Origin of the sequence: Mesorhizobium muleiense (assembly GCF_900099905.1) — a bacterium.
Taxonomy (GTDB): domain Bacteria; phylum Pseudomonadota; class Alphaproteobacteria; order Rhizobiales; family Rhizobiaceae; genus Mesorhizobium; species Mesorhizobium muleiense.
Genome location: NZ_FNEE01000009.1, coordinates 1 through 16,149, shown reverse-complemented (window position 1 = coordinate 16,149; position 16,149 = coordinate 1). Strand labels below are relative to the sequence as shown.

The 16,149-nt window shown below is 60.0% G+C and carries 14 protein-coding genes and 1 pseudogene; 7 read left to right on the top strand and 8 right to left on the bottom strand.

What is annotated here, in order from left to right:
- Positions 1 to 117: 117 nt before the first annotated feature.
- From BLT09_RS17040 to BLT09_RS17025, 4 genes and pseudogenes are all read right to left on the bottom strand, one after another.
- A complete protein-coding gene (locus BLT09_RS17040; RefSeq protein ID WP_091594970.1) occupies positions 118 to 495 on the bottom strand; it encodes a VOC family protein in 378 nt (125 codons plus the stop codon).
- Positions 496 to 754: 259 nt separating this feature from the next.
- Positions 755 to 1,623: pseudogene (locus tag BLT09_RS17035) on the bottom strand (AraC family transcriptional regulator).
- 125 nt (positions 1,624 to 1,748) lie between these two features.
- Positions 1,749 to 2,564: an oxidoreductase gene (locus BLT09_RS17030; RefSeq protein ID WP_091594968.1), complete on the bottom strand. Its 816-nt coding sequence runs from the start codon at positions 2,562 to 2,564 to the stop codon at positions 1,749 to 1,751.
- A gap of 252 nt (positions 2,565 to 2,816) precedes the next feature.
- Positions 2,817 to 3,233 carry a RidA family protein gene (locus tag BLT09_RS17025; RefSeq protein ID WP_091595288.1) on the bottom strand — a complete coding sequence of 139 codons (417 nt, stop codon included), beginning with the start codon at positions 3,231 to 3,233 and terminating at the stop codon, positions 2,817 to 2,819.
- Positions 3,234 to 3,369: 136 nt separating this feature from the next.
- Between BLT09_RS17025 and BLT09_RS17020 the strand changes: the two genes are divergently transcribed.
- A complete protein-coding gene (locus BLT09_RS17020) occupies positions 3,370 to 4,272 on the top strand; it encodes a LysR family transcriptional regulator (RefSeq protein WP_091594966.1) in 903 nt (300 codons plus the stop codon).
- Between the two features lie 599 nt (positions 4,273 to 4,871).
- Here the strand turns inward: BLT09_RS17020 and BLT09_RS17015 are convergent.
- From BLT09_RS17015 to BLT09_RS33715, 3 genes are all read right to left on the bottom strand, one after another.
- Positions 4,872 to 5,348 carry a hypothetical protein gene (locus BLT09_RS17015; RefSeq protein ID WP_091594964.1) on the bottom strand — a complete coding sequence of 159 codons (477 nt, stop codon included), beginning with the start codon at positions 5,346 to 5,348 and terminating at the stop codon, positions 4,872 to 4,874.
- A 236-nt stretch (positions 5,349 to 5,584) separates the two neighbouring features.
- Positions 5,585 to 6,667: an FAD-binding oxidoreductase gene (locus BLT09_RS17010; RefSeq protein WP_091594962.1), complete on the bottom strand. Its 1,083-nt coding sequence runs from the start codon at positions 6,665 to 6,667 to the stop codon at positions 5,585 to 5,587.
- Positions 6,668 to 6,756: 89 nt separating this feature from the next.
- Positions 6,757 to 7,755 carry a LysR family transcriptional regulator gene (locus BLT09_RS33715; RefSeq protein ID WP_139172619.1) on the bottom strand — a complete coding sequence of 333 codons (999 nt, stop codon included), beginning with the start codon at positions 7,753 to 7,755 and terminating at the stop codon, positions 6,757 to 6,759.
- Between BLT09_RS33715 and BLT09_RS16995 the strand changes: the two genes are divergently transcribed.
- From BLT09_RS16995 to BLT09_RS16970, 6 genes are all read left to right on the top strand, one after another.
- Positions 7,748 to 8,830: an amidohydrolase family protein gene (locus BLT09_RS16995; protein ID WP_091595284.1), complete on the top strand. Its 1,083-nt coding sequence runs from the start codon at positions 7,748 to 7,750 to the stop codon at positions 8,828 to 8,830. The genes BLT09_RS33715 and BLT09_RS16995 overlap by 8 nt on opposite strands.
- Before the next feature lie 12 nt (positions 8,831 to 8,842).
- The gene (locus BLT09_RS16990) at positions 8,843 to 9,196 is read left to right on the top strand and encodes a Rieske (2Fe-2S) protein (RefSeq protein WP_023797723.1); all 354 of its coding nucleotides are present in this window, start codon (positions 8,843 to 8,845) and stop codon (positions 9,194 to 9,196) included.
- A gap of 111 nt (positions 9,197 to 9,307) precedes the next feature.
- Positions 9,308 to 10,915: an ABC transporter substrate-binding protein gene (locus BLT09_RS16985; RefSeq protein WP_236472997.1), complete on the top strand. Its 1,608-nt coding sequence runs from the start codon at positions 9,308 to 9,310 to the stop codon at positions 10,913 to 10,915.
- 72 nt (positions 10,916 to 10,987) lie between these two features.
- The gene (locus BLT09_RS16980) at positions 10,988 to 12,034 is read left to right on the top strand and encodes an ABC transporter permease (protein WP_091594960.1); all 1,047 of its coding nucleotides are present in this window, start codon (positions 10,988 to 10,990) and stop codon (positions 12,032 to 12,034) included.
- Entirely contained in the window at positions 12,031 to 12,915 is an 885-nt protein-coding gene (locus BLT09_RS16975; protein ID WP_091594958.1) for an ABC transporter permease, read from the top strand. Before BLT09_RS16980 ends, BLT09_RS16975 begins: the two co-directional genes overlap by 4 nt.
- On the top strand, positions 12,905 to 14,557 hold the full coding sequence (locus BLT09_RS16970) for an ABC transporter ATP-binding protein (RefSeq protein ID WP_091594956.1): 1,653 nt from the start codon (positions 12,905 to 12,907) through the stop codon (positions 14,555 to 14,557). Before BLT09_RS16975 ends, BLT09_RS16970 begins: the two co-directional genes overlap by 11 nt.
- A 329-nt stretch (positions 14,558 to 14,886) precedes the next feature.
- Here the strand turns inward: BLT09_RS16970 and BLT09_RS16965 are convergent.
- The coding region (locus BLT09_RS16965; RefSeq protein ID WP_342028455.1) for an SAM-dependent methyltransferase at positions 14,887 to 16,149 on the bottom strand (1,263 nt) is incomplete at its 5' end.

Sequence of the window (16,149 nt, the reverse complement as noted above, 5' to 3'; positions counted from 1 at the left end):
GGCCGCAAAGCGGCTCCCTGGAGCACAACGCCTCGAGCCGACCCGCGTTCAGGAAAGATGCTCTAGAACGGTCTCAACCGAAGCCCAGGTTCGGCGCTTGCGTTTCCGCCTGCGCCTTCAATCACGGTCGGCCCCCTCCGCCTGCCAGAGTTGGATCGGGTTGCCCTCTGGATCGGCAAGCCGGGCGAACCAGCCATTAGGGTAATGTTCGGTGTCGACCTCGACCGCAATTCCGGCTGCCGTGAGCTGTGCGACCATGGCCTGGAGGTCGCGCACCCGGAAATTGATCATCCACTGCTGATCGACCCGACCGAAGTAGTCACTAGTCGCGGCAAAGGGAGCAAAGATGGTGGCGCCCTGCTGTTGCTCCCACGAGCGGTCATCATAGCTTTCTGGCGGCAGCGCAACGCCGAGATGGCCGGCATACCATCGAGCGAGCGCATCGGGCTCCTTCGCTCGGAAGAAGAAGCCACCGATGCCGAGCACCTTTTCCATTTTATCTCCTTACTGACGCGATCGCGGTGATGACCACCCCAATCCATACGCGTAGTGCCAGGCGCTACATGGCTTCTTGGTTAAAAACCTGACAATGCCGCTGCACTGTGCAACAGCTCGTGTTTGTTGGCGAACTGTTCTGGAGGTCGCGGTGCGGACCAGGCAGACATTAGCTCGGCGCGGAATTTAGCTGTCTCCAATGGTGATTTGACCCACGTTCGACTGTAGCGGAGATGACGGCCATCGGAGGGCCAGCAAATCACACCAATGGCAGGAAGATGTCGGTGATGGCCTCGTGCTCGGCAACCATCGGAACAATACTCACCCGCTGACAGTAGAGGGGAAAATCCCGAAGTGCCTCACCGCTTGCCGGCAACCAGTCGCGATACAGGAATTCGATCGCCGGCTCGACATTTTCTGCGCCGATTGCGCGAAGCACGGCACATCGTCCGGCCGGAAGAACACCGGCTTCCACGCCCTGCACGTTCAGCTCGATTTTCCGATCGGTCGCTGCACAGATGTCGAGGCGGAATTCGTCCGGCGGCGTTATGTCGGAATCCGAATGAAACACATTGTAGGTCGCACTGGACGCGGCGCTCAAACCGACAGACCTTCGCCAGGCGATGTAGTCTCGGCGACCAGGGCCGGATTGCCTCGGTGCTGCAGGACGGCGACGGGTGTTTTCGGCACGTCGATGATGTTGACGTCAGCCAATGAATACGCCGTTTTCATGAGCTTGCTCCTCGCGTTGGTCAATGGCCACAGGCCGGCAAACCACACCTCCCAGTCGGGCGTGTCCCGAAATGCGGAAGGCAATTGCCCAAAGCTTTTCCGAAACGCGCGGGCGAAGGTGTCGGGCGCATCGTAACCGACGTCGAGCGCGGTTTCGGTCACGCTCGCCTCGTACTTGAAGGCAAGCACCTGTCCCGCCCGTTTCATGCGAACGAGTTGAACGTAGCGATGCACTGATAAGCCGAAATATCCCCGGAATTGGCGGTGGAAATGGTACTTGGACAGGGCCGCAACGGCACTAAGCGTGTCCAGGCCAAGATCGTCCTCCAGATGCCGGTCGATGTAGTTCAACACCCGTTTCATACGCGTGTGGTAGGGATCTAGCGGCGTCGTCATCATGCTCTCCTGTGGTGAGAGCAATCTGCCAGCTTGCGAGACAACGCGCTCGACTGTTCTTGCTGAACACAGGCGCCGTTCGCTTCGATGCGGAGCCGTTGGCGGTGGAGCACTGCTAACCGGGTTCAGACCGGCAGGCGGAACTGTTTGCGCAAGCTCTTGTCGAACATCTCTGCGGGGGCAAAGCGGCGCAGAATGCTGACCTGGCGCGCTGCCTTGCCGGCGGTATAGCGACGCCGCGGGCGGGCATCGGTCGCCGCCTTGACCACGACAGCCGCCACCACTTCCGGCGGATCGGCTTTGGGCATCACATCGCCCAGCAGCGCCTTGAGCCCGGCGCGCGCCCGATCATATTCCTGCAACACCGAATCCGGCTCGATCCCGTTCTGGTCGAAGACGGTACGCACGAATGCCGGCTCGATGACCGAGACGCGAATACCAAAAGCACGAACCTCGTGATCGAGCGATTCCGAATAGCCCTCAAGCGCGTGCTTGACCGCAGAGTAATGGGCTGAGTATGGCGCAGGCACCAATCCCAGAATCGAGCCGATATTGATGATGTGCCCTGCGCCGCGCTGCCGCATCGACGGCAACACCGCATTGATCATGCGGATGACGCCGAACAGATTGACGTCGAACAGGGCCTGCACCTGTGCGACCGAGGATTCCTCGGCACCGCCAAGCAGACCGACGCCGGCATTGTTGACCAGGAGGTCGATCCGCCCGGTCTGCGCCAGCACGGTCGAAACGAGGGCGCCGACAGAAGCGTCATCGGTCACGTCGCAAACCAGCATGGTCACCCCGTCCGGGCCGTTGCCGACAGGGCGGCGACTTGTCCCGAAGACGGTGAATCCTGCCCGCGCAAGCGCCTCGGCGCTGGCGTGGCCAATGCCCGAGGAGGCTCCGGTCACCACAGCGGTTTTTTCGGAATTCGCATTCATTTCGTGCTCCAAATCGTCAGGGCCAGACTTCTCTCGCCGGTTGAATTATCATCATAATAACATATTACGATCATAATGCAATATCAGAAGAGAAAGGCAGTCACGTGCTACGAAAAGGGCTGAAAGAACGCGTCACGCGGCCGGATCATGGGAGTTGCCGCCCCAGCTGCGTCAGGACGAAGTGGCGTCCTGACGTGTAGGGAGCGGGCTGTCTGCCAGGGGCAGCTTTGCCGTAGATTGCAGGACGAGCGATCAGCCCGCCGGCTGGCCGCTGGGCGTCGAAGGGATGCGGGCGATGACCTTGATCTCGAAATCGAAGCCGGCAAGCCAATTGACGCCCACTGCCGTCCAGTTCGGATAGGGAGGTCCGCCGATCTCCTCCGCCCGGACCGCCAACACCGTTTCGATCTGTTGGTCCGGGTTGGTGTGGAAGGTGGTGACGTCGACAACGTCGTCGAAGCTGCACCCGGCGGCGGCCAGGACCGCGCGCAGATTGGCAAAAGCCCGCCGAACCTGATCCTCGAATGCGGGCTCGGGCGAGCCGTCCTCACGGCTGCCGACCTGCCCCGAGACGAAGAGAAGATCGCCGGAGCGAATGGCCGCGGAATATCGATGGATATCGTATAACGCGTGGCGTTTGGCCGGATAGATGGCGTCACGTGCAGGCATTTCGTATTTCCTTTCTGTCTTGATGACGGGAGCGGACCGCCCGGAGCCGTCGAGTTGATGCAAGCAGGAGATAAGGCAATCGCATTACGCGCATTAGCCGTTGAAATCGGCATGAGGTGATGCAAAATTGCCATCAATGTCCCGCTCGTCCCTCAACGATCTCACCGCCTTCGTGGCCGTTGCCACGCACCGGAGCTTCCGCCGCGCAGCGGACGAGATCGGCACGGCACCTTCCACATTGAGCCACGCCATGCGTGCGCTCGAGGAGCGCATGGGCGTGCGCCTTCTCAACCGCACCACACGCAGCGTCTCGCCGACGGAAGCCGGTTTCCAGTTGCTCGGCCGCCTTCAGCCGGCGCTCGCCTCGCTGGACGAGGCGCTCGACAGCGTCGCCGGGTTCAGGGGCAATGTCGCGGGCACCGTCCGCATCAACGCACCGCGACTGGTGGCCGGGCTTCTCGTTCGCGGGGTTCTTCAGCAGATGGCGGAGCGCCATCCGGACGTGATCGTGGACATCGTCGTCGAGGGGCGGCTCATCGACATCGTGTCCAGCGGCTTCGATGCCGGCGTGCGCCTCCTCGGATCGGTCCCCAAGGACATGATCGCCGTGCCGCTTGCACGCGCGTTGACGTTCATCTGTGTCGCCTCGCCCGCCTACCTCGATCGCTTCGGCGACCCGAAAACCCCGGAGGAATTGCAACGCCATCATTGTATCGGCCACCGCATGCCCAGCGGCAAGCTTTACCGATGGGAGTTCGAACGCGCCGGCCAGGAACTCGTGATCGAGGCAAACGGCCCCGTCGTCCTCGACGACGAGGAACTGATGGTCGAAGCCGCAATTGAGGATCTGGGCGTCGCCTACGTGGCCGATTGGGCCGCCGAAGCGGCCTTGTCCGGCGGCCGGCTGCGCAAGGTCCTGACCGCGTGGATGCCCGCTGCGGAAGAAGTTGCGGTTTACTACCCCGGACATCGAGCCGTACCGCCCGCACTGCGGGCCTTTCTCGATGTCGTCAAAGACCTGCGGAAGAAAGAACCTTAGCGACGAGCAGCCGCGCCATGACCGGTCGTTGGGCCAGCGGATTTGGGGTGCTCGGTTGGTTGCTATTGCGTCAATGAACCAGTGTTCTGCCTCCGATCGTGGTGCGGACGAATCCTGCATTGGGCCGATGACCAGTTCGATCGGTCAGGCTGAAGCAGGGGATGACGAAAGTTGGGGCCGAAAGCGGTCAGGCAGCTTCTAATCTGAGATGTAAGTGAGCAGACATTCAGCTCGGCGCAGGCTCGGTCCTAAGCTGAACCCAATGCGGACCTTCATGCCCGACCCCAACCCGGTGCAGGAGGCCGTGCTGGGCCATTGGGGCATAACGGTGCTCAGCGAGCAAGCTGATGACCCCCGAACAGATCTTGTACACGTTCCTTTTGAAACTCATGCAACATCTGGATCAACTTTAACGCGCCAGCGGTGAGTTGGCCACATTCGTCGGCCCATTGGGTAAGGGACAGAGCTGGAGTACGAACCAGCGCCGAACATCTGGACCGACTCGGTGGGCTCTGGTGATTGCCGGTGCCGGTTGAGCCCTGCCTGCCAGGCGAAAAGCGGAATAGCATCGGCGGTTTCTCGCCAGTCTTGGAATCCGATCAATCCGTCTTCCGCATCGCCTGCGCGATCAGTCCGCCGGCAGCCAAGCCCAGAGCAAGCGCGACATACGTGGCGGCAATCGAGCGCTTCGAAAGCACGGTCTCCCAGCCTGGGGTGAGCCGCTTCGGTACGACGAGATAATCCACGACGGCTGCAATCATGGCCACTGCCGAGGCATCGCGCAGCATCGGGAGCGGCGACCGCTGAGGGTTTCGGGCGAGCCAAGCCTCGAACGGAGCGGCCCAGAACATGGCCGAGGCATGGTGGGTGCCGAAACCCACCGCAGTGTGTGCGAGGTCGGCTTTCCTGACCGCACCGGCCTTACCGCCGTGCAGCCAATGGCTGGTGGCGTTGGTCGGCTGCAGTGCGGATTTGCCTTCGGCTTTGGCCAGAAGGGCTAGGATCGCCGCCGTCACAAAGCTTGCGACCGTGCCCGTCACGGCCGTCGAAAGTCCCACATTCAAGAGCCCGTTCACCTCAAACCTCCGTAAAACCAGTTCGCCCTCCTTTAATCACCGAACCGAACCTCGGTTCCGGATGTCGGCGATGCCGTGGCCTGAGCTGCTGGACCGCCCGTCGCCGGACAGGCCTGGCGCGAGGCTAGGCACCGATTGCCGTAACCGGCTCGTGCGCGAGCACCACGATAATTTAATCATAAAGGATCCCAGCATGCCCCTAGCGCCGGGCTTTCCATCAGAATTCGCAACGAGATTCAGAGTTCGAGGCAAACGGTGCCTTGCGGCCGGCTGCAGCAGGCCAACACATAACCAGCCGCCTTCTCTTCAAGGCTGAGCCCTCCAAGGTCGTCCATCGCGACTTCACCCGAGAGCTTGACCGTCCGGCAAGTTCCGCAAATACCCTGCTGGCATGCGGTGGGAATGTGGAGCCCGCAATTGCGCGCCGCATCGAGCAGGGTCTCTCCGGGCGCACAAAGATGCTCTACGCCGGACCGGACGAAGCGGACGCGCGTAAGACCAGCGACAGCCGATTGCAGAGGCATGGAATTGCCCACGGCGCCGCCGAAACTTTCCTCGTGATACTGCGAGGGTGCGATGCCGATCTCCGCGAAGCAGGCCCGAACCGTCTGCATAAACGGCTCGGGGCCGCAAACGTAAGACGTGCGCTGGTGAAGGTCCGGAGCCAGCCGCAAGAGCATGGGGCCGTCGATCCGACCCCTAGGGCCCTGCCACGCCGAACCTTCCTGGCTGCAGATGAAGCTTACATCGACATTGGAGAATCGCGCGGCGAGCGCCTCCAACTCGGAGCGGAAGGCGATGTCGTCAGCCGTCCGAGCGCAGTGAATGAAACGGATGTCATGGCCAGATGCCCGGTCGGTTACCGCCCGCAGCATCGACATAACGGGAGTGATGCCGCTGCCGCCCGAAAGGAAAAGCGGCTTCTCGCATGGTAGATCGTCGAAGTTGAAAAGTCCGACCGGCCCTTCGATTTCAATATCGTGGCCTGGCCGGAGATTGTCATGAAGCCAGTTGGAAACAAGCCCGCCGTTCACCCGCTTTACCGTGATCTGCAGGTCGAGCGGTCGAGTCGGCGGCGACGAAACCGAGTACGATCTCGTTACTCGGGTGCCGTCGAACGTCAGGTGCAGGACTAAATACTGGCCTGCACTGAAGCTGAACATGTGGCCAGAAGCAGCTGAAAAGACGAATGTCTTAACGTCGTGCGTCTCATCGATGACGCGCCGACAGCGCACGAACTGTCTTGAGCTCTCCGCCCATTGCCGTTGACGCATCTCCGGAACGAAATCGCTGGTCGAAAAGGGAGCGTGCGCGTTCATGATTTGACTCTGCTTGACCCGACCAGAATGGCAGCTCGGATACTTTCAAAAAAGCGACAGATGTCGGCTTTACAATCGGATATTTCGATCTAACTTTCCATGGACATAACGGCCAGATGGAGCGCGCGAATCCCTCTACGGATGATCGGCTCGTGCTTGCGGCGCGCCAAAATAGCGGTGTGAACCGGCTGCTGAAGCGCGGGCGCACCCTCGACTACAAAAGACGGCCGCTCGGCGGTATACCGCCGAGCGTCGTCACTGCGCATATAGCAAGTGCCACCCATGCGCCGCAGCATCGCTTCGGCGAGCGTTTCCGAGCCCATCGAAAGACGGCCTATCGCCAATTCCGGTAGCGCCACGGCGTGGGCTTTTTCAAGCGCGACCGTGTAGCCTGGCCGGATATAAGTATCCGGGTTGACCTCCGACAGGATCCTGGCAGACGTAGACACCATCACGTATTCTTCGACCATAAGAGGATCGTAGGAGATTTCAGGCAGGTATCGGGGCGCGTAGACCACAGCAATATCGAGGTTTCCCAAGCTCAAATCGGAAATCATTTGCGGTGAATAGTCGGATTCCACGTGAATTGACGATTTTGGCAGCACCTGGAACAGAGTTTCCACCCAACCCGGTAATATCGATCGCGTCATTCCGACCTGCGCAGCGACGCGCAAGGTGCCCTCGAACCGGTTGAACGCCCGAACGTCATGGCGGGCCTGAGACCATGTCGAAAGCATGGCTCGCGCATAGGCTTCGAAACGTCGCCCCGCCGCGGTCGGTTCGGCCCCGGCGCGTCCCCTCAGGAAGAGCTCCGAACCGATGGCCTGCTCCAGGTTCCTGATGCGGTTGCTGACCGTCGACTGCGTAACGCCAAGACGATCGGCCGTACGGTTGAAATTTCGTGACTCCATGATGTCGAGGAAGGTCTCGATGTGATCCAGCTGCATGTCGCTCTCGCAATCGAAAAATCCGATTGTATTACCCCAAATCACAAGCTTGATCAAATAATTGCCAGGGCGGAAGCTGCGGTTGAAGAAGCCGGCTAGGTCAGCCGGCCTGCCGAGCCAGGAGTTGGAGAGGGTGTTCATAGTCGATTGCGATTGTCACAATTACTGGTCGAGCGCGACGGTGCTCGAGCCCTATCTTTCCGGCGTCTGGAAAGACATGTTCACAGAAGGCGAGAAAACTGGTCCAAGAGGCGCCTTCCCGCACGGGCACCGTCCGTGGTTTCACCCGCAGGACTTCTCCCGGAAGGACGTCAGGCCCGAGACGGAGGCCGACAACTATCTCATCATGAAAGAAAAGCACCTCGACAAATACAATGTCGGGGCCGCTATCCTCACCGGCGACGAGCCGATCGAAGCCTCCACGCTGGCCAATCCCTATTACGCAAGTGCACTGGTCAGCGCCTATAACGACTACCAAATCGCCGAATGGCTTCCCAAAGACAGTCGTTTTATGGGCTCCATCATCATCGCGCCGCAGGATCCGAAGCTCGCAGCAGCCGAGATCCGCCGCCTCGGCAACCATCCGCGTATGGTGCAGGTTCTGGCCTCCCAAGGCTCGGTCAAACCCTACGGTGATCCGTTCTACCATCCCATTTTCGAGGCTTGCGCCGAAGTCGGGCTGCCATTCGCGATCCACCTGGGCGGCCATGGCGGCATCAACTGGAACGCGGTGGCACCGGCTCCCACGACCTTCTTCTGGGAGACGCACGCTATTCTTCACATGTCGGCCTTGTCGCATGTGGCAAGCATGATCGCGCATGGCGTTTTCGAAAAATGGCCGGACCTGTATTTCGTGATCATCGAGTGCGGTGTGGCCTGGGTTCCATCGGTATTATGGCGTCTGGACGCAGACTACAAAGCGCTGCGCAAGGAAACGCCGTGGCTGAAGATGCTGCCCTCCGAGTATTGCCGGCGCAACATCCGCTTCTCCACGCAACCACTGGAGCAGCCCGCGAACGTTCAGCATCTCTGGTCCACTCTCGAAGCAATGGACGGCGAGAACACGCTGATGTTTGCCTCCGACTACCCGCATTGGGATTATGACGATGCCAACACGCTGCACATCCCGCCCGCCTGGAAAAGCAAGATCATGGGATTGAATGCGCTCGAGGTCTATAAACGCATTCCCCGCACGCAAGCGGCGAATGCCGCGTGACGGGAGCAAACCATGGCTGAGAAGACATACATTTGCCGCGTCGACGAAATCGAGACCGGAACTCCCTACATCGCCAAAATCCGCAGCCTTTCAGTCGGGGTTTTCCGCATCGGAGATTCATTCCATGCCTTGCTGAACGTTTGTCCGCACCGCGGCGCTCCGCTTTGCGAGGGACCGCAATGCGGAACCACGGCGCCGGTCGACCAAGCGCAATTCATCTATCACCGCGAGAACGAGATCGTGCGCTGCGCCTGGCACGGCTGGGAATTCGACATAAAAACCGGTGCGGCCCTGGTCGATCCGGGCGTACGTGCCCGAACATTCCCGGTCACGGTGGAAGCTGGTGAAATCTATGTAACGGCGTAAGATTTGCGTCAAACCGCGGAAAAATCGAAAGGAGGCAAATCGGCTGAATCTGCAGATCTGCTCGGTAATGCCAACAACAAGAATGCGGGAAATCCGCAATGGGAGGAAGCAGTGTCGGAATCTGAATATAAACTGCGCCTGGCGCAAAACCTGATCGGCCGCGGCAAGGTTTCGCGCCGTGATTTCATCCATCTAGGGCTGGCGGCAGGCCTGACGGTCGCCGCCGCAGATATGCTCTTCGTGAGCGTGGCGCGGGCCGCACCCAAGCAAGGCGGCTTCGCCAAGCTCGGCTTGGCGCATGGCGCGACGACCGATTCGATCGATCCGGCCGGCTATCCCGATACCTTCACGCAAACCGCCTTTTCGGGTGCCATGTCCAACAGCCTGACCGAGATCGACGCGAAAGGCAGCATCCAGCCGGACCTTGCCGAGAGCTTCGAGACCTCGGACAACGCGACGACATGGGTCTTCAAGCTGCGCAAAGGTGCGACCTTCCACAACGGCAAGACCATCACGGCGGACGACGTGGTCGCCTCTATGCAATATCACATGGGAGCCGACACCAAATCGGCGGCGAAGTCGCTGCTCGAATCGGTGACCAACATCAAGGCGGACGGTCCGGAAACGATCGTTTTCACGCTAAAAAGCGGCAATGCCGACTTTCCCTACATCATGAGCGACTATCACCTTGTCGTCATGCCTGCCAAGGACGGAAAGGCGGACTGGGAATCGGGCGTCCGGACAGGTGCCTTCGTGCTTGAGAACTTTCAGCCAGGCGTCTCGGCCAAGCTCAAGCGCAATCCCAACTACTTCAAGAACGGCAAACCCTATTTTGACGAGGTGGAGTTTATCGCCATCACGGACCTCGCCGCGCGTATGGCCGCGCTGTCAACCGGCGAGGTGGATTATATCGGCCGCGCCGACCTGAAAACGCTCGGTATGCTGAAGCGAAAGCCGAATATCGATATCCTTGAGGTCACCGGCTACGGCCACTACACGCTGCCTATGAACGTGACGGTTGCCCCATTCGACAACCCCGATGTGCGCATGGCCCTGAAATGGGCGATCGACCGCGAGGAAATCGCGCAGAAGATCTTCCTTGGCCATGCAACCGTCGGGAATGACAACCCGATCGCACCGGCTATCAAGTTCGCCATCAATCCGGAGCCGCAGCATAAGTTCGATCCTGAAAAGGCCCGCTTCCATCTGAAAAAAGCGGGTATGGAAAATCTCAAGGTCGACCTTTCCGTCGCCGACGCGGCTTTCGCCGGCGCCGTGGACGCAGCCGCCCTCATCCGCGAGACGGCGGCCCAATGCGGCATCGATGTCAATGTGGTGCGCGAGGCCGAGGACGCCTATTGGGACAATATCTGGCTCAAGAAACCGTGGTGCGCCTCCTATTGGAGCGGTCGTGCAACGGCCGACTGGATGTTCACGCAGGCCTACTCGGCCGATTCCAGCTGGAACGAGACGTTCTGGAAAAATCCCCGCTTCAACGAACTGCTGATCCAGGCACGCGCGGAGACCGACGAGGCCAAGCGCTCCGCGATGTATGCCGAAATGCAGCAGTTGACGCATGACGACGGCGGCGCCATCGTCCTGGTCTTCAACAATTTTGTCAGCGCCAAGTCCAAGAAACTGGCGCATGGCGAGGTGGCGCCGAACTGGGAAAATGACGGACTGAAAATGGCCGAGCGCTGGTGGGTAGCCAACGCGTGACGTTCGCCAGGCGAACCGCCGGCAGCGCGGGCGGTTCGCTCTTTTCAGGGGAAACGCTCGAAGGCACCGCCCATGAACCCGGTCGTTAGGACGGTTTTGCAGCGCCTGGGTCTCGGCCTGATCACGCTGTTCATCGTCACCATCATCATCTTTTCGGCGATTGCCATGCTTCCGGGCGATTTCGCCAAGGCGATGCTCGGGCAATCCGCGACGCCCGAGACGGTCGCCGCATTCCAGCGCGAGATCGGCATCGATCGTCCGCCAGTTGAGCGCTATTTCGCTTGGGTCGGACAGATCGTGCAGGGGGATTTCGGCTCTTCCTTCGCAAGCCGCACCGGCTACCGGCGCACAGTCGCCGAGATCATTGCGCCCCGGCTCTACAACACAATGTTCCTTGCCGTGATGACCGCCCTTATAGCGGTTCCACTCGCGCTGGGACTTGGCATTCTCGCCGCTCTCTACCGCAACAGCTGGTTCGACCGTGTGGTGAACACGGTGACGCTGACGACGATTTCATTCCCCGAATTCTTCGTCGCCTATATGCTGGCCTACCTCATCATCTCGCGCGACACGTTCATCGGAACCGAATTCGCACAATCCCTGCCCGAGTGGCTCGCGGCTTCGATCAACTGGGTCCTGAATCTGGTTCCCAAATTTCCGACACTGGCGAACATCAGCGACCAAACGCCGTTCTGGGAGCACGTCTGGCGCGCAGCGCTGCCGTCCATCACCCTCACGCTGGTGATTGTTGCCCATATGATGCGTATGACGCGCACGGCGATTATCAACATGCTGGCAAGCCCCTATATCGATATGGCGCGGCTCAAGGGAATGTCGCCTATGACAATCGTTCTCAGACACGCCCTGCCCAATGCCTGGGCGCCTATCGTCACGGTGATTGCGTTCAACCTCGCTTATCTCATCGTCGGCGTGGTCGTAGTCGAGGTGGTGTTCGTCTATCCCGGCATCGGCCAATTGATGGTCGATGCGGTGAAGTCCCGGGATGTTCCGGTCGTGCAAGCCTGCGCCCTAATCTTCGCGGCAACCTACATCCTGCTCAACCTGACCGCCGACATCATTTCCATTGCCACCAATCCGAGGCTTTTGCACCCGCGATGACCAGCACCGAACATGTCGTGGCGGTCTCAAGACAGAGGCGCACGCGCGCCTCCCGGGTAAAAACCGCACTCAAAAAGGCTCCATTCAGCGCCTGGTTCGGCATCGTGGTCATCCTTGGCTACGTCTTCGTCGCGCTGTTAGCGCCCTGGATAGCGCCCTACGGAGAAACGCAGGTTTTCACCGAGGCTTTCGCGCCCTGGAGCCAAGAGTTCATCGTCGGGACCGACCAACTCGGTCGCGACGTGCTCACCCGGCTGATCTATGGCGCGCGCAATACGATCGGCATCGCCTTCGCGACTACGCTTCTGTCCTTCGCGGTCGGCGTCACGCTCGGTTTGCTGGCCGCGATGTACCGGGGGTGGCTCGACCAGATTCTGTCGCGCGCGGTAGACGTGCTGATGTCGATCCCGAGCCTCATCTTCGCGCTGATGTTGCTATCCATCTTCGGTTCGTCGGTCACCAGCCTGATCCTCATCATCGCCCTGCTCGATTCGACCCGCGTATTCCGGCTGGCGCGCGCGGTCGGGCTGAATGTTGCCGTCATGGAATATGTCGAAGCCGCGCAACTGCGTGGCGAAGGGCCGAGATGGATTCTGACCAAGGAGATCCTGCCCAACGTGCTGCCGCCGCTGATCGCGGAATTCGGCCTGCGCTTCTGTTTCGTTTTCCTCACCATCGCCGCGCTCTCCTTTCTCGGCGTCGGCATCCAGCCGCCGACTGCCGACTGGGGCTCGATGGTGCGGGAAAACGCTACCCTTATCACCTATGGCGACATCACTCCGCTCTTGCCGGCAGGCGCGATTGCCCTTCTCACGGTCTCGGTGAATTTCGTTGTCGACTGGTTCTTGCATGCGACGAGCGGGTTGCGCGATGAAAAGTAAGAATTCTGGCCAACGCGAAAAGGGAACGAAACTCCTCAGCGTTCGCAACCTTCACGTCGAAGGGTTTTCCGACGAGCGCTGGCATCCGATCGTTCGCGGTGTGGATCTCTCGCTAAAGCGCGGTGAGGTTCTCGGCCTCATTGGCGAGTCCGGCGCCGGAAAGTCCACCATTGGGCTTGCCGCGATGGGATATGCCAAGCCAGGCTGCCGGATCACGCAAGGATCCATCCTGTTCGACGGGATCGACCTCCTCGCCATGGCCGAAACCGCACGGCGACGGCTCCGAGGCTCGCGCATCGCCTATGTCGCGCAAAGCGCGGCCGCTTCCTTCAACCCGGCCCATCGGCTCCTCGATCAGACCGTCGAAACGGTCGTGGCGCACGGGATCGCCAGTCGCGAGGCAGCGAATCGGGATGCCATGAAACTTTATCGGCGTCTTCACCTGCCGGATCCGGACACCATCGGCTTCCGCTATCCTCACCAGGTCTCCGGAGGGCAGTTGCAGCGGGCTATGACGGCGATGGCTATGGCCTGCCGGCCCGACCTGATCGTCTTCGACGAGCCGACGACGGCGCTCGACGTGACCACACAGGTCGAGGTCCTCGCCTCGATCCGCAAGATTGTCGAAGAATTCAACACTGCCGCGATCTACGTCACGCATGATCTGGCCGTGGTTGCGCAGATGGCGAACCGGATCATGGTTCTGCGCCATGGCCGTACTGTGGAGGAGGCCGAAACACGCCAGATGCTTGCGGCGCCGGCCGAAGACTATACGAGGACGCTCTGGGCGGTGCGAAAGCTAGCCAAACCCGAAGTGCCGGCCGCGGACCATCTGCTCACGATCGATAACATCACCGCTGCCTACGCAGGGAAAGTCAAGGTTCTGCAGGATGTATCGATCAAGGTGCCGCGCGGACGGACGGTAGCGGTCGTCGGTGAATCTGGTTCCGGTAAATCAACGCTCGCCCGCGTCATCACCGGCCTGCTGCCGCCGGTCTCGGGCTCGATCTCATTTGCGGGGCATCGTCTGCCAAGAACTCTGAAAGAGAGGCCCAAAGACATTCTGCGCCGCATTCAGATGATCTATCAGATGCCTGACAACGCGCTCAATCCGCGTCAGACCGTCGAGGAAGTCATCTCCCGGCCGCTCGAGTTCTATCTCGGCCTCAAAGGGGCGGCGTGCGACCGCCGCGTTGGCGAACTCATGCACATGATCGAGATGGACGAAAACTTCCTCGACCGTCTGCCGGGCGAACTTTCGGGCGGTCAGAAGCAGCGCATCTGCATTGCCCGGGCGCTAGCTGCTAATCCGGAGCTCATCATCTGCGACGAGGTGACCTCGGCGCTCGACCAGATCGTACAGGAAGAGATCCTGAAGCTCCTTATGCGGCTGCAACAAGAATTCGGAGTCAGCTATATTTTCATCACGCACGACATCGCGACGGTGCGGGCAATCGCCGACGAAGTTGTCGTCATGCATCAAGGCAAAGTCGTCGAGCAGGGGCTCAAGACCGAAATCCTGACGCCGCCGCATGCTCCGTATACCGAACTGCTTCTCTCCTCCGTGCCGGAGATGGATCCAGACTGGCTGACGAAGCTGCTGGAAACCCGGGAGCGCAAGCGGGTCGGCGCGGCGAACTGAATCCCAACCTATTGACCGCTTGGGACTCCGGCTCCAGTTCTCGCGCGAACGTCCGAAATTGAGGGATGGCGGGGAATCACCGGTTATGCCGCAACCGCGACGTCCAGAATGGTCGCAACAATGTCTCCTTTCAGGCAGTGGCAACGGTCACCTCAACGGCTGAGATTAGGCGCAAAGCTGTCATTCGTGGCCGACCGCTTTGATCTTCGGACTTGTCGATTGGTTGCACTGGCGCTTCCGTCGGACGAAGATTGACGGCGGGATGATGTCATCCGAGTCCTGCAGGGCGATCTAACCAGCGGACCGGGCCCACGGTGTAGATAGCGAAACTACGCACTCGTCTGCATCGAGCTCAGTAGGCGTCGCTCTTCTTCGACAATATAATCGCGGATGATTGGGACATCGTCACGGCGAGCCGAGATCAGTATCTGGAAGACAAAATTTGAACCGTTTAGGAAGCCGAGTTCGGCCGACGCCAGATAGAAATCCCACATACGGCAGAAGCGTTCGCCCATCATGGCGACTGCCTCCTCGCGCCCGGCCTCATAACAGAGACGCCAATCGTGGATCGTCCAGTAATAGTGCAGCCGCAAATTTTCGCAGTCGGCGCACCAGATCCCCGTGCGCTCCAACGAGGCAAACACCTCTGACAAAGCCGGCACATACCCACCTGGAAAGATATACTTGCGGATGAACGGCGCCGTCGTACCAGGCGGTGACATGCGTCCGATCGCATGAACCAAGGCGAAGCCGCCCTCCTTCAACAATCTACTGATGGTCGTGAAATAGCTGTCGAAATGAACGACGCCCACGTGCTCCATCATTCCGATCGAGACAACACGGTCGAACTGTCCGCTGACCTCGCGATAGTCGACCTCGCGAAAATCGATCTGATGAGCGACCCCGGCCTCGATCGCTCGAAGCCGAGACGCCGCCAATTGCTCCGTCGAAACGTTGATCGCCGTGACCTTCACGTCGCAATACTTGGCGAGATAGATGGCGAGAGCGCCCCAGCCTGAGCCGATTTCCATCACATGCATGCCTGGCTCTAGCTTGAGCTTCGCGGCAATGTGGCGATGCTTGTCCATCTGCGCTTGCTGCAGACTGCTGTCCGGTGCCGTGTAATAGGCGCACGAATAGGTCATTGTCTCGTCGAGCCATAGCTCATAAAATTTCGTCGGGATGTCGTAGTGATGCTGAACGTTTTTTGCGGCGAGACCGAGCTTGTTGTTCTGCTGGCGTCGGCGCAACGCACGCCAGACTTTCCGCAACGCCTTCTGAACGGGGTGGGCTGCCATCCCAGTGCGGTTGACAGAAAAAAGTGACAAGAGGTCAAATGCTTTGCCACCGTTCTCGATCACCAAGCGGCCATCCATGTAGGCTTCGGCCGCCTTCAGTTCCGGATTGAAGAAGATCTCGCGTTCGACCGCTTTGTCGGTTAGGCGGATCGTCACGTCGGGCCCATCCTGTCCACTGCCGAAGGCTTGCCTGAAACCGTCCTCGAATATGACAGTCAGGCGCCCGTTTTTTACAAAACGGGAGAGCAGATTTGGCAGCAGACGCATTGTGGCTCGTTTCTCGTCACTTGCCCC